Origin of the sequence: Paenibacillus sp. NPDC057934, assembly GCF_042887565.1 — a bacterium.
Taxonomy (GTDB): domain Bacteria; phylum Bacillota; class Bacilli; order Paenibacillales; family Paenibacillaceae; genus Paenibacillus_AQ.
In genome coordinates, this window is the sequence record NZ_JBHVPB010000002.1 from 64,381 (window position 1) to 84,242 (window position 19,862).

Here is a 19,862-nt window from a genome sequence, read left to right on the forward strand (position 1 = left end):
GGAAGAGAGCATGGAGGCAACGAAATTGATACAATCGGGACTCGCCGGTTTGATAGAAGGCAAGGATCTTTCCCGTAACGAGGCGAGGGACATTATGGGCGCTATTATGGACGGAAAGGCATCTTCTGCACAGATTGGCGGCCTGCTGACCGCACTTCGGATCAAAGGTGAAACCGTAGATGAAATTACCGGGTTCGCGGAAGCGATGCGCGGCTTCGGCACACATGTATCCACAGAGAGTGCCCGTCTGCTGGACACTTGCGGTACAGGAGGCTCCGGTATTCATAAGTTCAACATTTCCACAGTCTCGGCGATTATTTCGTCTGCAGCTTCTGTACGGGTCGCCAAGCACGGCAATCGTTCGGCCTCAGGACGTGCTGGCAGTGCTGATGTGCTAGAGGCTCTGGGCGTTAACATCCATCTCAATGCTGAGCAGGCGCGTCAATGTCTGGACAGCATCGGCATTTGCTTCCTGTTCGCGCAGATCTATCATCCCTCCATGCGGCATGCGGCGGCACCGCGCCGTGAGTTGGGTGTTCGTACAGTATTTAACATGCTGGGGCCGCTGACTAACCCTGCTGGTGCGGACCGCCAGCTTCTGGGCATCTATGACCGCAGCAAAACAGCAACCGTAGCGACTGTTCTGAAGGAGCTTGGCTCCAAGCGGGCTATGGTCGTCAGCAGCCTGGATGGTCTGGATGAGATCAGTATCTCGGCACCGACACTGGTGTCGGAGTTGAAGAATGGTGTGGTTACTACCTATGAGGTGACGCCACAGGAGTTGGGTCTCACCATGCACCCGCTGGAAGACGTACTGGGCGGAGATGCAGCTGAGAATGCGGCGATTATTACGTCGGTACTGCAAGGCCAAGTCAGCCCATATCGGGATATTGTCCTGGCGAACGCGGGAGCCTGCATCTATGTGGCAGGTCTTGCCGATACGCTGGCTGGTGGTGTGGAGAAAGCTAAGGCAGTAGTGGATTCAGGGCAGGCATTATCCAAGCTGGAACAGCTTGTAGCGATGACGGAGGAGCTTAACTATGTATCTTGATAAGATTGTTGCCACCAAAATTAAAGAAGTAGAGACGCTGGCGGCCAGCTTTTCGCTAGCCCAGGCTGAACGTGATATTGCAGCACTGCCGGGAACCAGAGGCTTCCGTGAAGCCCTAGTGAGCCGCAGGAACAGAGGAATGGGACTGATCGCCGAAGTGAAAAAGGCGTCGCCCTCCAAAGGCTTGATCCGTGCCGATTTTGACCCTGTTGCTATCGCCAAGGGTTATGAAGCAGGAGGCGCGGATTGCTTGTCCGTGCTGACAGACAAGGAATATTTCCAAGGAAGCGGTGCTTATCTACAGCAGGTTCGCGAGGCTGTTGGACTACCGCTGCTGCGTAAGGATTTCATCATTGATGAGAAACAAATCTATGAAGCCCGTCTGCTTGGTGCGGATGCGGTGCTGCTGATCGCAGCCATCCTTACACCCGCAGTGCTGGCTTCGTTCACAGATACGGCTGCGAATCTTGGACTCGATGTGCTGATCGAAGTGCATGATCGCAGCGAGCTTGCGACTGTGTTGGATACCGGAAAAGGAACGGCCCCGCATGTGCTGCTGGGGATCAATAACCGTAATCTGCGGACGTTCGAGACCTCGCTTGCCACCACAGCGGAGCTGGCCGGAGAAATTCCGGCGGGTGTGCCGGTGATCAGCGAGAGTGGAATTGCCGGGCCTGCAGATATCGCCTATTTAAGTACAACAGGGGCGCAGGGTGTGTTGGTCGGAGAGTACTTGATGCGTCAGCCGGATGTAGAGACGGCAGTGAATGTTCTGCTGGGTCCTCTCCCCGAAGGAAAGGGCCGTGTCCGTCATGACTGAGACAAAGGTAAAAATCTGTGGACTTCAGGACGTTGAAGTGCTAAAATCTATGGAGCGCTTGCCTTTGGATTATATCGGGTTCGTCTTTGCTCCCAGCCGTCGAAACGTGACGACGGAAAGAGCCGCAGAGCTGATTGCGGAGCTGCGGAATTGGAAGACCGGCAGCATTCCCAAGGCTGCCGGTGTCTTTGTCAACCCTGAGCTGGCAGAGCTCAGAGAGTTACTTGATGTCGTGCAGCTGGATGTCATTCAGTTGCACGGGAACGAGAGCCCGGCGTTTTGCCGGGCGGTGAAGCTTGCTTTTCCAGGAGCTCAGGTATGGAAGGCACTATCGGTGCAGGAGACTGACGATGCTGCTGCCGGGAAGGGTCTGGCTTCCATTGAATTGTACGCAGGGATTGTAGATGCGCTCCTGCTCGATACCTATGATCCTTTGCAGAGTGGAGGTTCCGGCCGTACCTTTGCCTGGGAACTGATACCGGCTTACCGAGAAGCGGCTGCTGCACATAGACTGCCGCTGTTTGTGGCTGGCGGGCTTCATCCCGGCAATGTTGGGGAGCTGCTGGAGCAATACGCGCCGGACGGCGTAGACGTCTCCAGTGGTGTTGAGAGCGACGGCATCAAGGATATTATCAAAATGACCGCTTTTGTGGAAAGGGTGAAGCAATCATGACACAGGTACCGGATCAGCATGGACGTTTCGGTTCTTTCGGGGGCCGCTTCGTACCCGAGACTTTGATGAACGCACTGATTGAGCTGGAGGAAGCCTACTGCAAGCATTCGGCAGACCCTGCTTTTCAGGAAGAAATAGATTATCTGCTCAAGCAATACTCCGGGCGGGAAACGCCGCTGTATTACGCGGAACGCCTAAGCAAGCATCTTGGTGAAGCCAAAATCTATCTGAAGCGGGAAGACCTGAACCACACTGGTGCGCATAAGATCAACAACGCTATCGCGCAAGGGATTCTGGCTAAAAAGATGGGGAAAACGAAGGTGATCGCCGAGACCGGTGCAGGCCAGCATGGTGTTGCTACCGCGACTGTGGCAGCACTGCTCGGGATGGAGTGCAAGGTATTCATGGGTGAGGAGGATACTCGCCGTCAGGCCTTAAACGTTTTCCGCATGAAGCTGCTTGGCGCAGAGGTCATTCCTGTAACCTCCGGTACGCGTACGCTCAAAGATGCTGGTAATGAAGCACTCCGCTATTGGGTCAGTCATGTAGATGATACGTTCTACGTACTGGGTTCAGCGGTAGGACCGCACCCGTATCCGATGATGGTCCGCAACTTCCAGCGCGTGATCGGGGATGAGACCCGCCGCCAGATTCTGGAGGCCGAAGGCCGTCTGCCAGATCTGCTGATCGCTGCAATTGGAGGAGGCAGCAATGCCATCGGGATGTTCTATCCTTTTGTGCAAGATGAGAATGTTGGACTGATCGGTGTTGAAGCAGCGGGTAAAGGGGTGGACACGCCTTATCATGCAGCTACCATGAGTAAGGGAACCCATGGGGTCTTCCAGGGCTCGATGAGCTATCTGCTGCAGGATGAATATGGTCAGGTGCAAGAAGCCCACTCGATATCGGCAGGTCTGGATTATCCGGGGGTTGGCCCAGAGCATTCCTATCTAAAGGATATCAAGCGTGCGCAATATGTGCCGATTACCGATGCCGAAGCGCTGGATGCGCTGAAGCTGCTATGTGTCACGGAAGGTATTATTCCTGCCCTGGAGTCGGCTCATGCCATTGCTCAGGTAGTGAAGATTGCGCCAACCTTGACGAAGGATGATATCGTAGTCATCTGTTTGTCCGGTCGTGGCGATAAGGATGTAGAATCGATTATGGCGTACACGGAAGGGGCGGAAAAAGCATGACAACCGAAACGACGAACCGGATGGATCTGGTGTTCCGAAAGCTAAAGGCAGAAGGACGTACGGCGTTGATTCCTTTTCTTACCGTGGGTGATCCCGATCTGGAGACGACATTGGCCATTATCGCCGAACTGGAAGCCGCCGGAGCGGACATCCTGGAGCTGGGAGTACCTTATTCCGATCCGCTTGCTGACGGTCCGGTTATTCAGCGGGCTTCCACACGGGCGCTGCGCGGACAGGTTAATATCCGCACTTGTATGGAAACCGCGCTCCAAGCGCGTCAAGCCGGCAGCCAGCTGCCGTTCATTTTGTTCACCTACTACAATCCTGTTCTGCAAATGGGCCTGGACACCTTTTTTGCAGAGCTGGACGCTCATGAAATCAGTGGCTTGATTATTCCTGATCTGCCCATCGAGGAAGCGGAGGAAATGCGCCGCCGCAGCCGCGCCGCCGGGATTAATCTTGTGCCATTGGTGGCTCCAACCTCTAGCGAACGTATCGCCCGAATCGTGAATGGGGCCAGCGGTTTTGTGTATTGCGTATCCTCGCTGGGGGTTACGGGGGAACGTTCCTCTTTTCATGAAGGCGTCGATGCCTTTATCCAATCCGTACGCGAAGCGACAGATCTTCCGGTTGCCGTGGGATTTGGAATCTCAACTGGTGAACAAGTAGCCCGCTTCGCGAAGATATGTGATGGAGTTGTGGTGGGGAGTGCTATCGTCCGCAAAGTGGAGGATGTGATTCCTCTACTGGATAACCCTGTCACACGCCAGGAGGGGCTGTTGCAAATTCGTGAATTTGTGGCACAATTAAAACCATAACTACAATGTGGAGAGCGAGGACGGTTCATGAATCCTAAACCGAATATCGTAGACTTGCCAGTCTACAAACCAGGGAAACCTATTGAAGATGTTAAAAGAGAGCTTGGCTTAAAGGAAGTTATCAAGCTGGCTTCGAATGAGAATCCTTACGGGGCTTCGCCCAGCGCGAAAGCTGCGATTATCAAGGAATTGGACAATCTGTATCTTTACCCGGACGGGTCAGCTGTTGAATTGACAACCGCGCTGGCTGCCCATCTTGGCGTGAAGAATGATAATATTATTTTTGGCTGTGGCTCCGACGAAATCATCGCGCTGATCACTCGTGCATTCCTCTTGCCTGGGGATGAGACGATCATGGCTGATCAGACCTTCTCTGTCTATAAGAGTAATGCGGACATCGAAAGCGCGATTACAATTGAAGTGCCGCTGATCGACGGAACACATGACCTAGACGGCATCCTGGCCCGTGTTACGGACCGCACCAAGATCATTTGGATCTGCAACCCTAATAACCCTACAGGAACCATTGTAGCGCATGATGCTCTGCTTGCCTTCCTGGATGCAGTGCCTGCACATGTCATGGTTGTGCTCGATGAGGCATACTGCGAGTATGTTACCGATCCTTCCTATACGGACGGCATCAAGCTTCTTGGCACCTACTCTAACCTTGTAGTGCTGCGTACCTTCTCCAAAATCTACGGATTGGCCGCCCTGCGGATTGGTTATGGCGTTGCCAGCCCAGCTATCATTTCGCTGATCAACAAGGTTCGTGAGCCATTCAATACGACTAGAGTCTCTCAGGCCGCAGCGTTGGCTGCTCTGCAGGATCAGGACTATGTACAAGAATGTCGTCGTCTTAACAGTGCCGGCATTGTACAGCTTCAGGGAGAGTTTGAACGCCTTGGTCTGAAATCTTTCCCAGCGCACGGTAATTTCATTATGGTGGATGTACGTAAACCTGGACTAGAGATCTTTGATGCGTTACTTCGCAAAGGGGTCATCGTCAGAGCAGGTCATCAAGTGTATCCAACTTACATTCGTGCTACGGTGGGTTCCACTGAGCAGAATAAAGCCCTGATCTCCGCACTGGAAGAAGTATTGTCCGAGCAGGGTGTACGGGTATAACCGGTTACAAGTGAACTGAAATCACAGAAGGCAGGTAGTTCAAAGAACATGACGACAAAAATAGCAATATTCGGTGTCGGTCTGATCGGAGGCTCTCTGGCCCTTTGCTTTAAAGGCAAGGAGGGCCTGACCGTTGTAGGCCATGCCCACCGTCCTGAACTCGCTCAGAAATACATCAGCAGAGGCGTGGTCGACAGTGCCACGCTTTCTGTAGAGGAAGCGGCACTTGATGCCGATTTTATTTTTTTATGTGTACCGGTAGGACTGCTGGAGGAATATCTTATTCAGCTCAGTAAGCTCCCGCTAAAACCAGGCTGCATCATCACAGATGTCGGCAGCACCAAAGCCAGCATCGCCGCTTGTGCGCTCACGCTTGATTTACCGGATGTACATTTTATCGGTGGGCATCCGATGGCAGGCTCCGAGCGTTCCGGGGTGGAAGCCGCCTCTTCACTCTTGTTCGAGAACGCCTATTATGTACTAACACCTCCACCTGATGTACCGGAGGAGGCTTATCATTCATTGTCATCTCTGCTTTTACATACGAAAGCACAGATTGTAAGGCTGGACCCCGAGCACCATGACGAGATCGTTGGTGCCATTAGCCACCTGCCGCACATCATAGCTGTGGCGCTGGTGAACCAGATACATGCTTACGACAATAAGGATTCGCTATATAGCACACTGGCTGCGGGTGGCTTCCGTGATATTACACGGATTGCTTCCAGTGATCCGGTGATTTGGCGTGATATTCTACTCAACAACCGTTCCGTAATGCTGCGCCTATTAAAGGACTGGAACCAGGAGGTCGATGCTTTTATCGGCTTGCTGGAGGCCGGGGATGGAACGGGGATTGAACAGGCTTTTCACGAAGCGAACAGCTTCCGCAGTCAGCTTCCGGAGCGGCGTAAGGGCATCATCACGCCGTTGTTCGACCTTCATATTGATGTTCCGGACCATCCAGGTATTATCGGGCGGATTGCGACCGAACTCGGCGATCAGGGGATCAACCTTAGCAACGTGCAGATTATTGAGAGCCGGGAAGATGTTCCCGGAATCATGCGCCTGTCTTTCCGCCAGGAGACAGACATGGAACGAGCCAAGATACTGTTGCAGCAAAGAGACTATACGGTATATGTGTAAGAACCGGGGCGTGATGCCCCGGTTTTTTTGTGATTAAAACTCTGGAACGCTGTGTGTGAGAAATTCATGCGTGCGAGCTCTGCTGACAGGAAACCCTGATGTGTGCACTTTGGAGTGATGTGTAAACTCTGGTATGTGAAACTCAGGCGTGTGTGCTCTGATGTGCGAATTCTGGTGTGCGGACTCGGGAGAGGGGAAATCTGGAGTGCGATCTCAGGTGCGTGAACTCAGTGGTGTGAAATCGAATGTAAGGAACTCAGCTGTGTGAATTCGGGTGTACGGACTCAAGTGCTCCGAACTCCGATATGTTTATTCTAATGTGTACAACTCTGGTATTCGAACTATGTTACACAGAATTATTGCAACACAGCCTTGACCCAGCCGTCTGCGATATTGTGAAGATAAATAACAGGAAAAATTCCAGTTAAATTTGTCTCCTGACCCATATTTGGATAAATTAACGGGAAAAACTCCAGTTAATAAGTGGTATTGTTGGCTTTTTAACAAATAGGAGGCTGAATAACAGGAGAAAATCCTGTTATTCAAAGGAAAAGGGAAGCAGTGCCCAAAATAACAGGAGAAAATCCCGTTACTGGCCACAATGCAAATCACAAGTCACAAGCCACAAGCCACAATGCAAATCACAAGTCACAAGCCACAAGCCACAATGCAAATCACAAGTCACAAGCCACAAGCCACAAGCATCATCAGTCACCAACCACGCAACTACGAGCAACCATTCACCAATTGTGAGTGGCCGGGAGGGCCTACCTGCATGAGCGACGAGCTACAACCCACTACGCCCAATCAAATTCCAATCATTTCTAAAAATAGACAAAAAAAAGACCGCTTACATTATAAGCGGTTACAGTTCACAAAGAAACTTTGGAACCGTGCAGTTTTGGATAGGAGTGGAGAGAAACCATACTGTAGTTATAGTATATTGTATCCGTTTACATTCTGTCAACACTTTATTTGAAAAATTTTCTTGCTGCTGGATATTATTGTTGTCCATGTGATCAGTGAGAATAAAATATTTAGACTCCCCAGTAATAGAACAACGGCAGCCATGGACGAGAGAATAACGTCCTGGACTGCCGTTCTAATATTGAACTATTGTACCCGGTAGCTTAATCATGCGATGTCTCATCATTAACTATAATCTTCAATCAATGATATTTTTCCTTCTTTAACTTCAAATACTGACGTTCCTTTTAGTTGAAGTTTATCTCCAATCTTTAATCCGTTAGGCAAATCAACAGCCAATATTGCTTCATAATCAATGTGTATCTCTACATTGTTATCTATAGCACTGTAATCAGTAATTGTCTGACGACGACTAGAGAAAATCTTTTCAACTGAAATTGTATTAAACTAAACTGCCCGTTTCATTGATGACGCTTGGCTAATTTTAGGACCAGAGGTTTATCTTTTTTTCAATAAACCGATCTTCTATCTTTGTTATTCGTATTTTGGAATGAGAGGATACGACGTTTTTCCCAAAGCCAAGTCTATTAATGTAATCCTGTGTAGATGTGTGGTACAATAGGAAAGTATTTTTAGAGATTGCTAGTTTCGTGATGTCGTCAATGTCCTGTAGCCGGGATTTTTTTACTGCGCTGCATAGATACATGCCTTAATATTTGGGTATGTGAATATACATAGAAGTGTTGTTCGTCAGGCAATTCATTTTTTTCAGTACCACCGCAACTTTTCAAGCCCTGCCCGGTACTAATATATAGTGCTCGGGACGGGAAAGACGTGGAAGGCGAGGAGGCCGAAACTCACCATGACGGATTCCCAGTTGATCCAGCAAATCAAGCAAGGAAATACAGAATTATATTCGGAATTGATGCGGCGTTATCAGCGCAAGATTTTGGCGTTTGTGTACCATATGCTGAAGAATTCCCATATGGAGCTCATCGCAGAGGATCTCTGCTCGGAGACCTTTTATAAGGCGTTCCGTAGTTTACATTCCTTCCGGGAAGTAGATGCATCTTTTTCGACCTGGCTATATACGATCGCTCGTAATACGGTGCTTAGTGAACTTCGTAAGAACCGTGCAGGTAACGTATCCCTCGAAGAGAGTGGATATACGCCTGTAGCACCACTGGAGGTAGCCCCGGAGCAGGCTGCACTTCGCAAAGAACGGATGAACCTAGTTCGTGAAGCCATTAACAATCTTCCTGAGAAGCAGCGGTCCGCGCTGATCCTGCGTGAATACGATCAGATGGATTATCAGGAAATTGCCGTGATTCTCGATCAGAGTGTCAGCTCCGTGAAATCATTATTGTTCCGTGCCAGGAGCAGTGTGAAGCTCCAACTCGAATCCTATTTCTATGAGCCTGCCTATGATGAGGAGCAGGTTGAGAGGATGTAAGGTCAATGGACTGCAGGGAAGCGCAAGATAGTATCCCCGCTTTATGGGACGCTCCCCGCAACGACCCCCAGCGCAAATTGCTTGAGAAGCATATCGAGAGTTGTCCTTACTGCGCGGCCGAATGGGCGTTGTGGCAGGAGAGTAGTCAGTTGGTTTATGAGTTGCAAGAAGATGTTAGCGACGAGCGTGCAGAAGCAGTAAATGCAAAGGTTATGGAGCGGATTTACCTGGAAAGTCCTTGGCTTATGCCGGGTGACGGCAGATCAGCAGGGAACTCCACGATTTTCCGCCATCGGATCAGCCTTTGGATTGCCTGTTTTTTAGCGGTCTTTATTTGTAGCTTCCTTTACTTTACGTTGTTCAAGACACCAAGTAATACTATGTCTGCGCAGAGTGGGATTGTGGAGACCGGCATTGCTGGCGTTTCCCTGGATTGGCAGTCAACTTATCCCGGAATGACCTCGGAAGGCGGGATTATTGAACCTTTTGTAGTGAGCATGGGACCTACACATCCGCAATATTGGATGATGCTGTCCATGCTTGGTGTAGGGCTGTCAGTATTCTCGTTGACCCGTTTGAACCGTTATCGTAGACAATGAGAGATCCCTTTACATCTGTAAAGAGGATCTTTTTGTTTTTTTACAACAACTTTCATAATTCCACCTGCTCTCTTAAAAAGAAGACTTTTGCTTATATCCGTGGTACATTAAGAAGCAATACTATGAGGAAGGGTGATTCGGATGCTGCTGGGTTTGGTGCGGCACGGGCTGACAGATTGGAATGCGGCTGGTAGGATACAAGGGCAGAGTGATATTCCGCTAAATGACGAGGGGAAAATGCAGGCAGTCATGTTAGGAGAAAGACTATTGCAGGAGCCTTATCGTTGGGATTATTGCATTACTAGCAGTCTGTCCCGAGCGGCAGAGACCGGAAGTATTGTTGCCGAGAAGCTGGGCATTCCGCTGCTTGAAGCAGATGGACGAATCCAGGAGCGGGCTTACGGCCAGGTGGAAGGACTAACCTCGGCGGAGCGTGAAGAAAGATGGGGCAAGGAATGGAATACTCTTGAGCTCGGACAGGAGATGGATGAGCAGCTGCAGGCACGAGCACTTGACTTCATGGAGGACATTTCCGCCCGATATTTGGACAAGAATATCTTGGTTATCTCGCATGGTGGATTCTTGGCCCAACTGTACATTGCTTTATATAAGGATAAATATGTAGAGCGGATCGGTAACCTGTCACTCACTATTCTCGAGAAAAAAGGACAGGAATGGAACCCGCTGTTATACAATTGTTCACGTCATATCCTGCAAAACCAGCGTTAACCCGACCATTCGGGTTATTTTTTTTGCGTGAAAAGGAATAAAAAGGGCATTAAATCCCATAATGGTAGTAAAACGGTGAGGCGATAAAACATGAATCTGGCGGATATGCTCACTTACGCAGATATTGGTCAGCTAACCGCCATCGCGGGACGCTACCAGTGCCAATGCAAGCAGAATTCCAAGCATGATTTGATCCAAAGCATCTTGGTTACGCTGGGAAGCCGGGATTTTCTGGAGTCTTATATCCAGGGGAGCAGACCGGAAGAATTACGCTTCTTGAATACGCTGCTGTTTGATGAACGCAGTCACTTCAGTCTTGAAGATCTATTGGCGGCAGCGAGGCAGGCGTCCTTTGATGCTCCTCCAGATAAGCAAGGGAACTATCGGGAATTGGTATCGCGCTTCAAGAATGGAGGCTGGATCTTTAACGGTGCTTCACAACAAACACGGTATTTATACCAGATGCCGGGTGACTTGAAGGCACGTTTTCGGGAAGCCCTGGGCCGGCATATTCGGGAGAAGGTTGACGGGAGTCCCGAGCCTGAAGGGTACCGGAGCGAAGGTGATATGCTGGAGAGTGACCTGTTGCTGTTCCTGCGGTATATTGGGGAGAATGAGCCGGAGCTAAATCAAGAAGGAGCGCTTTACAAGCGTTACCAGCAGGGGCTGATGAATGCTCTCCATATACCGGAGCCGCTGCTTAGCAAGGGGGGGTGGAGGTTCGGATACGGAAGGGCAGGCGAACATTATCCGCCCCGGTTGGCCCTGCTATATGATTACGCCCGTCATCGTCACTGGATATCTGAGACAGGGTTCCGACTAAGATTGACTGGGGCAGGGGTGGCAGTGCTGGAAGCTGGAAAATGTGAAAGCCTGATGCAGTTATTCGCCTTTTGGTTAAGACTGTATAAAGGTGCCATACCCAATCTACCCTCACTGGTGTACTGGATCAGTACAAGTGCAGACCGGTGGGTCGGTGTTCCTTCACTGATCAGGGGAGTAGGCTGGCTAGTCAAACCGTTTTATTATGATGATGCCACTTCCATTATGGAAGGACGGGTTTTGCGGATGATGGTACATCTGGGAATGCTGAGGCTCGGAGAGAGTTCAGAAGGACCTGCCGTCATGATGACATCATGGGGAATCCAGGCTGCGGCGCCAAAGAAGCTTTTGCAGTAGAAAAACAGAAGAAGCACAACCGGAGGTAGGCACAGACACATTCAACGATGTGGAACCCATAATGTTGAACAGAGCTGGAATTGGTGAATATGATTTAGTAGGAGCCGGCTTCAATGTAACCGAAAACAAAAGAAGGCCCGAAAACACGGAATCTCTTAAACAGCGGAGGTGTATCGAATGGACAAAATGAAGGCTACCTATGAAGTGATGCTTGGACTTGCAGCAGAAATGGTGTGGGACGACGCGCTGCGAAAGCGGCGTACCGACATCTTGTACCGGGAGATTGACACGGCGCTGGCTGCGGGGGACGAGATTGCTTTCCGGAATCTGACCGCAGAGCTGAAAAACCTAGCTTAAGGATCTTATACATTTTCAGGACCCGCAAAGTACCTGAGAAAAAAATCAAGGCATCAGCCTCACGCAGTGGGGCTGTTTTGGAATATCAGGACGTACGGTGCTTACATAGGCCGGATGTCCTGATATTTCTGTTGAAGTGACTTTTATGGATTCAAAGGTAGACGATCATCTCGCACGTTCACTATAATAGGACCTGTATAATTCTTACTTAACTCTATAATATCGACAAAGGAGAGGAAGAGGATGAAATTTAGTGATTTTGACCCCGAAGTCTGGAAAGAAAATGGAAGGTTCTATGATACTTGTCTGATTCCTTTCACCGGTTTGCAGGGTACAGAGAGCCCCGTTGAGACAGCTGCCGCACTTGAAAGACTACGTGATTTTATGGACATTGTTGAAATTCCATTTCGTGGCCGAATTGTGACCTATCCCGCTTTACAGTACATGGGGGCCGGATATAAGGGTTTGATAAATGAGCTTTGTCATAAAGTCAAATCCAGTGGCTTCCAGTATGCAGTAGTGCTGACTGTGGATGTGAACCTGTCTGGGCATGAGATTATTGAAAGCGATTTAGTGCTGGCCCTGCCTAATATTGAGGTGCCTCAAGGAGGGCGTTTAAATAGCATCGTGGGGGACAGAATTCAGGAAATGTGGCAGGAATAAAAGAGACTAAAATGTGACGAAAAATCAACAATTTATAAATTTAGGCCTCATTTGGCTTGTCACAAAATAGACAATATTCTTGACGGGTTTTGGAGCCTGGGCTATGATTAGGTTGAACTTATGTGACATGTGATCTTATTCATTGAAATCGAATTTAGCAATAATGAAACAGAATAACTGAAGCGCTTTTATTTCCAAATGGGCACCCATATTCGGTCCAGCCTCTTAATCTTACGGCGATATACATTTTCTTATATATTGAAAGAGGGGGTTATATTGCAATATGAGTAGCTATAATGAGCAACAGGAGACCTGGCCCGACCAACCACCCAGCCGTAAAGAGATGTCACGCAGGCAATTTTTAACGTACACGCTCGGCGGTGCCACTGCTTTTATGGGAGTGGGTGCGATCCTCCCCATGATCCGCTTTGCTGCGGACCCGATACTACATAAGAAAGGCGCAGGGGAGTTCATCAAGGTTGTGGAAACCGGAAAAATCACCGATGAGCCACAGGAATTTACATTTGAGCTCCAGCAACAAGACGGATGGTATGCCAGTACAGCTACGCTGACGGCCTGGATCCGTAAAAATGAGAGCGGAGATATTTATGCGCTTTCACCAATTTGTAAGCATCTGGGATGTACGATTGGCTGGAATAATAACAAGGCCCACCCGGATGAATATCATTGCCCTTGTCACGGTGCGCGTTATACCAAGCTGGGCAAGAATCTGGCGGTGGCACCGAAACCTCTGGATCAATACAAGACGAAAATTGATAACGGCTGGGTATATCTCGGAGACATCGTACCGAATACCGTAGCCAACAAGGAGGCGTAAATTCAGATGTTTAAAAATGTCTATAACTGGATTGATGAACGTTTGGATATTACGCCGATCTGGAGAGATGTGGCTGACCACGAAGTTCCCGAGCATGTCAATCCGGCGCATCATTTCTCGGCGTTCGTATACTGTTTTGGCGGACTTACGTTCTTCATCACAGTGATCCAAATTCTCTCTGGAATGTTCCTCACGATGTACTATGTACCCGATATCATTAATGCTTATGCCAGTGTGGAATACTTGCAGACAAAGGTTGCATTCGGACAAATTGTACGCGGGATGCACCACTGGGGCGCAAGTCTCGTAATCGTTATGATGTTCCTTCATACGATGCGTGTGTTCTTTACCGGCTCATACAAAGCACCGCGCGAAATGAACTGGATCGTGGGCATGCTGATCTTCTTCGTCATGCTGGGTCTGGGTTTGACTGGTTACTTGCTGCCTTGGGACAACAAAGCTTATTTCGCCACCAAGGTTACGCTGGAGATTGCCAACTCGGTTCCGGTTATGGGACCTGTGCTTAAGGAATTGATGCAGGGAGGTACGATCGTCGGCGCGGAAACGCTGACCCGCTTCTTTGCACTGCATGTATTCTTCCTTCCGGCGGTATTGCTTATTCTGCTTGTAGGACACTTTATCATGATCCGCAGACAGGGTATCTCCGGTCCGCTATAAGACAAGTACTGGATCGTGGCTTAACGGTGCTGGTGATGCGGAGCAACACTTATAAGGAGGAGTACAGATGGCACACGGAGATAACTCCAAAGAAAAGGTTGTGTATGTCGGCGATTCCCGTGTACGTAGGGGAAGTGGATTCATTACGCCGCCAGACTATACTGCTTATCCAGGTAAATCGGAAGCTTTTATCCCTAACTTTCTATTAAAAGAGTGGATGGTCGGCGTGGTAGTTCTGGTCGGTATTCTAGTGCTAACCATTTCCGAGCCAGCGCCGCTGGGCTTTCCTGCAAATGCAAGCGCGACAGTCATTCCCATCCCTGACTGGTACTTCCTTTTTCTCTATCAATACTTGAAATTGCCTTATGCTTCGGGGGATTACATTGTTCTCGGTACCCTGGGTGTTACGGGCGTAGCGTTCGGCTCACTGCTTCTGGCTCCATTCCTGGATACAGGCCGAGAGCGCCGTTTCTATCGTCGTCCGATCGCCTCTTCATTGATGTTCCTGTCCCTTGCGGCCATTGTTTACCTGACCAACACCGCCTGGACGGAATACAAGCATGAGATGGCGGAGACGGGTCAAATCCCGGAAGATGTTCAGCGTGAGGAAAAAGCGGCGGAGAACCACGCCAAGGGCTTGCCTACGTCTAGTGCAGTTAAGGCTAAGGAGATTGCAATTGTGGACAAGGATGACCCAGCCATGGCGCTCTTCAAGCAGGCGACCTGTATCTCCTGTCATGCTACCGATCTGAAAGGCGCGGCAGGTCCTTCTCTCCGCGGGGTGGGGGATACCCATGACAAGGAAGCGATTCTTAAAATCATTAAAGACGGCCAGGGGCAGATGCCATCTATGCTGGAGGCTGCAACGGGTGCAGGCTTGTCAGATAAGGATATTGACGATCTGGCCGGGTGGCTTGCGAAACAAAAAAGTCAACAGTAAAATAGAGTTAACGCAAACCTGATCGTGCATGCGGTCAGGTTTTTTGTATAAATATAAGGATTTATATGTTTTATGTTAAAAATCATCCTTATATTTCTCGCTGAAACGGGTACCGTCCATTAGAGGATGGCAAGCCGTTTCTGCTTGATCTAGCATAAAGTGCCGTCGGGAGGTTAATAGTCAGAATGTCGCAACATTGGGTTGAAAAATTGTTTAAACATAGGGGAATTCTTTGGCTCTTATTCATTGTGAACCTACTCGGTACGATTTATGGGTATATGTGGTACGGCAACCAGCTCGCATACACGGCGGAGCACTATCCGCTTTGGCTGCTCCCAATGGTGCCTGACAGCCCAACGGCTAGCCTCTTCTTTACTATAGCACTACTGCTGCTGCTATATCCGCCGAAAAGCTTAAACGGGAATATTGTTCGCGGGATTGTTGAAGCGCTTGCGGTGGTCACTTCTGTGAAGTACGGGATCTGGGCAGTCAGCATTATTTTTGCCGGGGGCTATCTTGGGGATGCAATAACCTGGCAGGATTGGATGTTAGTCATTTCTCATACAGGGATGGCTGTGGAGGCTTTGTTATATGCGAGATTCTTCTCGTATCGAAAAATGCTACCACTGGCTCTGGTCTACACATTGTTCAATGATACGGTAGATTATTCCTTTGGCGTATTCCCTTGGTTGCCATCGGTGCTTACAGATCATGTGGAGCAGGTGATGTATTTTACGTTCGCGCTCACGATCTTTAGCACAGCCGCCGCCTGGGTGTTTCAGGGCAGGCAAAACCGACTCTGAGTGAGATTTAACTGAGGCGTTATTTGCTTCCTTACATCTGTTCTATCCCTTGTCCTGCTGCCATACATTTAGGGTAGGAGGGATGTCTCATGCCGAGCAGAAGGTATTGTTTGTTGATTGGCCTGATATTCTGCTGGCTGGTGGCCGGGCTGTATGGAGGGGCTGGAGCCGAGGCCCTTGGTGCCGGAGCGGATCATTCGGGTAGCGGTGCAGTGCAGAACGTTCCAGGGGTACCTGATGACGGTTCGGCTGTACTTGGAGCAAGGAGTGATGCACAGCAGCTGGAACAGGCAGCTGAAGCGCTCTACGGGTATGTGGTAGATGGTAATGTTGCCAAGGTCCGGCAGCTGACCGAGGAAATCTCGCGGATTTTTGTGTCTTCTTCCTTTGAAGGGCTGACCTCGGTGGAAGGCATCAATGCACTGTCGGCTGTAATTATAGACCTGAAGTCTGCCATTGCCGGGGTGAAAATCTCTCCTGAACGCTGGGAGTCTGCTGCCGCGAAGCTGAGGCTGGCGGCTAACAGCTTGAACCATCCTCGCCAGCCGATGTGGCTTCATTACTACAAGCTGCTGCGTGAGGATTTGAACGCGATGGAGCAGAGTGCCTCTGCTAGTGATTTGACAGCGTGGAAAACGGCGCTGGAGCGGCTGCAGGGCAGGTATGACAATATCCGTCCGGCGGTGCTGATCTCGCGTCAGCCTGAGGTTGTGAACGCCTTAGATTCCTGGTTGTCATACGCAGCGGGCGTACCGTCCCAAAGCCAAAAGCCGGAGCGTGCCCGGCTTTTGGAGATCATCTCATACGGCCAGGAGGCAGTTCGGGTGATGTTTGGCAAGGAAAAGGATGAGCCTGCCCTGTCGCTCCCGCTGGCGCCTAAGGAATACGGAGCCTGGGGGCTGCTGGCAGCCGGATTTATTATTGCCGCTCTAGTCTATGTCGCCTACCGCAAATACCGTGGCCAGAACGAGGATTGGAAGCCGGTATAGAGCGACATGTTGAGGATTGGAAGCCTATATAGAGCGACAACGTAAGGGATGGGAGTCAGTAAAAGGGTATTCCCTGAGAGCTGGAAGTCGATTTAGAGAGGGACAACCTGAAGATTGGAAATCAATACACAGGGCCCCCCTTAAAGGGGCGGGTAGTCTTTCTGACAAGGTTCAGTGGTGGAATTGAACCAGGGAAATGAAGAGGATCGGTGAGGCACGCCGGTCTTTTTTTGTGCTGATGACTAGAGTGAGGAAGGGTTTCTTTTCTAAGGTGAGCCATTTCTGGCCGGGCTTGGAGCGGATAAGAAACTAAGTGCATCCTGCTTGTACGGGGCGGTCGAGCTGATGAGGAAACTAAGTGCAATCTTGACTGGACTGAGCTAAAGGGAGTGGAGAACTTGGTGCGATCCTGCCTGTATTGAGCAGTGGTGGCAGCGAGTAAGCTGAGTTTAATCCTGTGTGGACTGAGCTGTGGAGGCAATGAGAGAACTAAGCGCAATTTTGTACCTTAATTTGTTGGAAATATAGTTTTAGAGGCATTTAGCGGCAAAAACGTATGTTAATTATTGCGATAAAGCCTGCAACAGCGAATCTCGAGGTAATTAAGGTACAGAAATGCACTTAATCACTGGAATGATAAGCTGGCGAGAAAATTAAGGTACAATACTGCACTTATTTCCGATAGCTGATGCTTTCGGCACCGCGGAATGCATTAGTTATTGACCAGAAAATTGTGATAGAGAATGGTTGGAAAGTATGTGACTCACGAACGTCGGTGTTGATGCTGGGGCTGTGGTGCGTATATGTTGTAGACAGCCCGCTAACTTTTCAACTAAAAAGCCGCTGATCTGGTTGCTTTTTGCAACCGAACCGCGACTTTTTGCTTGTTTTATCAGGCGGCTGTAATTCGTTACGTCTCCCGGAACCCTTCCCCCTGCACGTCGTGGACATCGTTGATAATAACGAAGGCGCGCGGATCAACGGATTTGACTAATTGACTGAGTCTGCGGATCTCTTGGCGGGATACCACGCAATACACCATGTATTTGGCTTGTTTGGAATAAGCACCGATGGCAGGGATCAAGGTTACGCCTCGCTCCAGCTCCTCACTAATGAGATCGGCGATCTTCGGGGCCTCGTCGCTGATGATGGTGAAGGCTTTGGCGGCGTAGGCGCCTTCTTGGATGAAATCAATGACCCGGGAGGCAATGAATACGGACACAAGGGTATACAGAATCTTTTCCCGCGAAATGTACAACAGAGAAGCACCAATGATGACGACATCAGTGGTGAGGATAACCTGTCCCATGCTCCAGCCGAATTTGCGTCCGATAATCCGTGCAACGATATCGACGCCGCCGGTGGTCCCTCCGAAGCGGAATACGATACCCAGACCAAGGCCTAGGGTCACCCCTGCATATAATGAAGCGAGAATAAAATCATGCTCTGTGCTAAACGGGTTGATCCAGCCCAGATCGATCATTTTTTCGAATAACCATAGAAATATAGTCAGAGAACCAATACCGACCCCGGTATAGACGATCTGGCGCCCGCCGAGCACCTTCCAGCCCATTAGAAAGAGCGGCAGATTAATCAGTAGTGTGGTCAGAAAGATCGGAATGTGGAATGCGTAGTTTAGCAGGATGGTAATCCCTGTAACACCGCCCTCCATCAGTTGGTTCGGAATGATAAAATACAGCAGTCCGAAGGCATAGATGGCGCTTCCCAGCATGATTGGCGCTACAGTTTTTGTAATCGCAAACAATTTGGATGAATTCATGGAATCCCTCGTTAGGCCTCTATAGGGCATTTTTCTGGTCTTGCACTTGCCTTTAATAAGTATGCCTTTTTTATCTGATCCTTAAAATTCTTAAAAAAGATTTGTCTTCAAAACGTCTTTACGATAACATAGGGGCAAACAATAGGCAAGATGCAACAGGGGGCGAAGGAACATTTTATGGAAAAAAGTCTTAATGAAATTCAGCGTGAAGTAGATGCATATATCTCGCAATTTAAGGAAGGTTACTTCAGCCCGCTGGCGATGCTGGCCCGTATGTCCGAGGAAGTCGGCGAACTGGCCCGCGAGGTGAACCATCAATTCGGCGAGAAGCCGAAGAAGGCGGATGAAGCGGACAATTCCATCGAGCTTGAGCTTGGGGACATCTTGTTTATCACCATTTGTTTTGCCAATTCACTTGGCATTGATCTCACAGAGGCTCATGACAAGGTCATGCACAAGTTCAATACACGTGATGCCGATCGCTGGACGAAGAAAAACACCGATTAGGCGAATGTATCATATGCTGTACCAAACGATCGGCACTTGAAGCCGTGAGGATGGTGCATATATGAGTAATACTGATTATATCAAAGATGCTTACCGTGCCATTTTGCGCAGCGATTTTGCGGAGGCCGTATCCTGCTTCGAGAAGGCGATTGCCGCCAGCCCTTGCGATGCGGAGGTTCGATACCGCTGTTCCATTACTTATGCGCGTAGTGGCAGATTGGATAAAGCGGTCGAGCATGCCCTTGTCGCAGTGAAGCTGGACGGCAGTAAGCCGGAATATAATCTCCACCTGCAGCATTTGCAGGCGATGAGGCTTGTCAACGAAGCCAAACGATTGCTGGAAGATGAAGAGGCAGGTACTCTCAATCCGTATCACCCCATTACATTATTAAAAGAAGCGGTCACGCTGGATCCTTTATTTGGTGACGCTTATGTATGGCTGGCCATTGCGCATAGCCGGATGAATGAGCATGTACAGGCGATCTCCGCCTTGAAAGAAGTTATTTCCTTGCATCCGGATGATGCCGGACTACGGCAATTGATGAAGGACCTACAGAAATCATTGCAGACTTATATGCAATAACTACAGAACCA

Annotated in this window: 21 protein-coding genes; 20 read left to right on the top strand and 1 reads right to left on the bottom strand. The window is 49.6% G+C overall.

What is annotated here, in order from left to right:
- Positions 1–10 precede the first annotated feature (10 nt).
- The 18 genes from trpD to ACFVRY_RS04910 all read left to right on the top strand — a co-directional run bounded on the left by trpD (position 11) and on the right by ACFVRY_RS04910 (position 16,981).
- Positions 11–1,051 (top strand): anthranilate phosphoribosyltransferase, encoded by a 1,041-nt coding sequence (gene trpD / locus ACFVRY_RS04825; protein WP_387497884.1) that lies wholly within the window; start codon positions 11–13, stop codon positions 1,049–1,051.
- Entirely contained in the window at positions 1,041–1,871 is an 831-nt protein-coding gene (gene trpC, locus ACFVRY_RS04830; protein WP_387497886.1) for an indole-3-glycerol phosphate synthase TrpC, read from the top strand. The genes trpD and trpC overlap by 11 nt, the downstream gene beginning before the upstream one ends.
- Complete coding sequence (locus tag ACFVRY_RS04835; RefSeq protein ID WP_387497888.1) at positions 1,864–2,544, top strand: phosphoribosylanthranilate isomerase; 681 nt, start codon at positions 1,864–1,866, stop codon at positions 2,542–2,544. The genes trpC and ACFVRY_RS04835 overlap by 8 nt, the downstream gene beginning before the upstream one ends.
- The gene (trpB, locus tag ACFVRY_RS04840; protein WP_387497890.1) at positions 2,541–3,740 is read left to right on the top strand and encodes a tryptophan synthase subunit beta; all 1,200 of its coding nucleotides are present in this window, start codon (positions 2,541–2,543) and stop codon (positions 3,738–3,740) included. Before ACFVRY_RS04835 ends, trpB begins: the two co-directional genes overlap by 4 nt.
- The gene (trpA, locus tag ACFVRY_RS04845) at positions 3,737–4,558 is read left to right on the top strand and encodes a tryptophan synthase subunit alpha (RefSeq protein WP_387497892.1); all 822 of its coding nucleotides are present in this window, start codon (positions 3,737–3,739) and stop codon (positions 4,556–4,558) included. Before trpB ends, trpA begins: the two co-directional genes overlap by 4 nt.
- A 27-nt stretch (positions 4,559–4,585) precedes the next feature.
- A complete protein-coding gene (hisC, locus tag ACFVRY_RS04850; protein ID WP_387497894.1) occupies positions 4,586–5,683 on the top strand; it encodes a histidinol-phosphate transaminase in 1,098 nt (365 codons plus the stop codon).
- 48 nt (positions 5,684–5,731) lie between these two features.
- Positions 5,732–6,826: a prephenate dehydrogenase gene (locus tag ACFVRY_RS04855; RefSeq protein WP_387497896.1), complete on the top strand. Its 1,095-nt coding sequence runs from the start codon at positions 5,732–5,734 to the stop codon at positions 6,824–6,826.
- A 1,789-nt stretch (positions 6,827–8,615) separates the two neighbouring features.
- Positions 8,616–9,206: an RNA polymerase sigma factor gene (locus ACFVRY_RS04860; RefSeq protein ID WP_066363226.1), complete on the top strand. Its 591-nt coding sequence runs from the start codon at positions 8,616–8,618 to the stop codon at positions 9,204–9,206.
- A gap of 5 nt (positions 9,207–9,211) precedes the next feature.
- A complete protein-coding gene (locus tag ACFVRY_RS04865) occupies positions 9,212–9,805 on the top strand; it encodes an anti-sigma factor family protein (protein WP_387497898.1) in 594 nt (197 codons plus the stop codon).
- A gap of 141 nt (positions 9,806–9,946) precedes the next feature.
- Positions 9,947–10,534, top strand: coding sequence for a histidine phosphatase family protein (locus ACFVRY_RS04870; protein WP_387497900.1), 588 nt, complete (start codon positions 9,947–9,949; stop codon positions 10,532–10,534).
- Between the two features lie 90 nt (positions 10,535–10,624).
- Positions 10,625–11,713: a hypothetical protein gene (locus ACFVRY_RS04875; protein WP_387497902.1), complete on the top strand. Its 1,089-nt coding sequence runs from the start codon at positions 10,625–10,627 to the stop codon at positions 11,711–11,713.
- A gap of 177 nt (positions 11,714–11,890) precedes the next feature.
- Positions 11,891–12,070 (top strand): IDEAL domain-containing protein, encoded by a 180-nt coding sequence (locus ACFVRY_RS04880; RefSeq protein ID WP_387497904.1) that lies wholly within the window; start codon positions 11,891–11,893, stop codon positions 12,068–12,070.
- Positions 12,071–12,313: 243 nt separating this feature from the next.
- Positions 12,314–12,733, top strand: coding sequence for a DUF2487 family protein (locus ACFVRY_RS04885; protein ID WP_387497906.1), 420 nt, complete (start codon positions 12,314–12,316; stop codon positions 12,731–12,733).
- A gap of 283 nt (positions 12,734–13,016) precedes the next feature.
- A complete protein-coding gene (locus ACFVRY_RS04890) occupies positions 13,017–13,571 on the top strand; it encodes a Rieske (2Fe-2S) protein (protein WP_387497908.1) in 555 nt (184 codons plus the stop codon).
- Between the two features lie 6 nt (positions 13,572–13,577).
- Complete coding sequence (qcrB, locus tag ACFVRY_RS04895; RefSeq protein ID WP_038594453.1) at positions 13,578–14,249, top strand: menaquinol-cytochrome c reductase cytochrome b subunit; 672 nt, start codon at positions 13,578–13,580, stop codon at positions 14,247–14,249.
- A 67-nt stretch (positions 14,250–14,316) separates the two neighbouring features.
- On the top strand, positions 14,317–15,189 hold the full coding sequence (locus tag ACFVRY_RS04900) for a menaquinol-cytochrome c reductase cytochrome b/c subunit (protein WP_387497910.1): 873 nt from the start codon (positions 14,317–14,319) through the stop codon (positions 15,187–15,189).
- A gap of 185 nt (positions 15,190–15,374) precedes the next feature.
- Complete coding sequence (locus ACFVRY_RS04905; protein ID WP_387497912.1) at positions 15,375–15,992, top strand: DUF1405 domain-containing protein; 618 nt, start codon at positions 15,375–15,377, stop codon at positions 15,990–15,992.
- 89 nt (positions 15,993–16,081) lie between these two features.
- On the top strand, positions 16,082–16,981 hold the full coding sequence (locus tag ACFVRY_RS04910; RefSeq protein ID WP_387497914.1) for a sporulation protein YpjB: 900 nt from the start codon (positions 16,082–16,084) through the stop codon (positions 16,979–16,981).
- A gap of 910 nt (positions 16,982–17,891) precedes the next feature.
- Here ACFVRY_RS04910 and ACFVRY_RS04915 read toward each other — a convergent pair.
- A complete protein-coding gene (locus tag ACFVRY_RS04915) occupies positions 17,892–18,761 on the bottom strand; it encodes a YitT family protein (RefSeq protein WP_387497916.1) in 870 nt (289 codons plus the stop codon).
- Between the two features lie 177 nt (positions 18,762–18,938).
- Between ACFVRY_RS04915 and ACFVRY_RS04920 the strand changes: the two genes are divergently transcribed.
- Positions 18,939–19,268: a nucleotide pyrophosphohydrolase gene (locus ACFVRY_RS04920; RefSeq protein WP_066363194.1), complete on the top strand. Its 330-nt coding sequence runs from the start codon at positions 18,939–18,941 to the stop codon at positions 19,266–19,268.
- Between the two features lie 61 nt (positions 19,269–19,329).
- Positions 19,330–19,851 carry a tetratricopeptide repeat protein gene (locus ACFVRY_RS04925; RefSeq protein WP_066363191.1) on the top strand — a complete coding sequence of 174 codons (522 nt, stop codon included), beginning with the start codon at positions 19,330–19,332 and terminating at the stop codon, positions 19,849–19,851.
- The last annotated feature ends 11 nt before the right edge of the window (positions 19,852–19,862 follow it).

What these genes read in the sequence shown, in the direction of transcription:
- trpD (WP_387497884.1), top strand. Translation starts at nt 11, where the DNA reads ATGGAGGCAACGAAATTGATACAATCGGGACTCGCCGGTTTGATAGAA.
- trpC (WP_387497886.1), top strand. Translation starts at nt 1,041, where the DNA reads ATGTATCTTGATAAGATTGTTGCCACCAAAATTAAAGAAGTAGAGACG.
- ACFVRY_RS04835 (WP_387497888.1), top strand. Translation starts at nt 1,864, where the DNA reads ATGACTGAGACAAAGGTAAAAATCTGTGGACTTCAGGACGTTGAAGTG.
- trpB (WP_387497890.1), top strand. Translation starts at nt 2,541, where the DNA reads ATGACACAGGTACCGGATCAGCATGGACGTTTCGGTTCTTTCGGGGGC.
- trpA (WP_387497892.1), top strand. Translation starts at nt 3,737, where the DNA reads ATGACAACCGAAACGACGAACCGGATGGATCTGGTGTTCCGAAAGCTA.
- hisC (WP_387497894.1), top strand. Translation starts at nt 4,586, where the DNA reads ATGAATCCTAAACCGAATATCGTAGACTTGCCAGTCTACAAACCAGGG.
- ACFVRY_RS04855 (WP_387497896.1), top strand. Translation starts at nt 5,732, where the DNA reads ATGACGACAAAAATAGCAATATTCGGTGTCGGTCTGATCGGAGGCTCT.
- ACFVRY_RS04860 (WP_066363226.1), top strand. Translation starts at nt 8,616, where the DNA reads ATGACGGATTCCCAGTTGATCCAGCAAATCAAGCAAGGAAATACAGAA.
- ACFVRY_RS04865 (WP_387497898.1), top strand. Translation starts at nt 9,212, where the DNA reads ATGGACTGCAGGGAAGCGCAAGATAGTATCCCCGCTTTATGGGACGCT.
- ACFVRY_RS04870 (WP_387497900.1), top strand. Translation starts at nt 9,947, where the DNA reads ATGCTGCTGGGTTTGGTGCGGCACGGGCTGACAGATTGGAATGCGGCT.
- ACFVRY_RS04875 (WP_387497902.1), top strand. Translation starts at nt 10,625, where the DNA reads ATGAATCTGGCGGATATGCTCACTTACGCAGATATTGGTCAGCTAACC.
- ACFVRY_RS04880 (WP_387497904.1), top strand. Translation starts at nt 11,891, where the DNA reads ATGGACAAAATGAAGGCTACCTATGAAGTGATGCTTGGACTTGCAGCA.
- ACFVRY_RS04885 (WP_387497906.1), top strand. Translation starts at nt 12,314, where the DNA reads ATGAAATTTAGTGATTTTGACCCCGAAGTCTGGAAAGAAAATGGAAGG.
- ACFVRY_RS04890 (WP_387497908.1), top strand. Translation starts at nt 13,017, where the DNA reads ATGAGTAGCTATAATGAGCAACAGGAGACCTGGCCCGACCAACCACCC.
- qcrB (WP_038594453.1), top strand. Translation starts at nt 13,578, where the DNA reads ATGTTTAAAAATGTCTATAACTGGATTGATGAACGTTTGGATATTACG.
- ACFVRY_RS04900 (WP_387497910.1), top strand. Translation starts at nt 14,317, where the DNA reads ATGGCACACGGAGATAACTCCAAAGAAAAGGTTGTGTATGTCGGCGAT.
- ACFVRY_RS04905 (WP_387497912.1), top strand. Translation starts at nt 15,375, where the DNA reads ATGTCGCAACATTGGGTTGAAAAATTGTTTAAACATAGGGGAATTCTT.
- ACFVRY_RS04910 (WP_387497914.1), top strand. Translation starts at nt 16,082, where the DNA reads ATGCCGAGCAGAAGGTATTGTTTGTTGATTGGCCTGATATTCTGCTGG.
- ACFVRY_RS04915 (WP_387497916.1), bottom strand. Translation starts at nt 18,761, where the DNA reads ATGAATTCATCCAAATTGTTTGCGATTACAAAAACTGTAGCGCCAATC.
- ACFVRY_RS04920 (WP_066363194.1), top strand. Translation starts at nt 18,939, where the DNA reads ATGGAAAAAAGTCTTAATGAAATTCAGCGTGAAGTAGATGCATATATC.
- ACFVRY_RS04925 (WP_066363191.1), top strand. Translation starts at nt 19,330, where the DNA reads ATGAGTAATACTGATTATATCAAAGATGCTTACCGTGCCATTTTGCGC.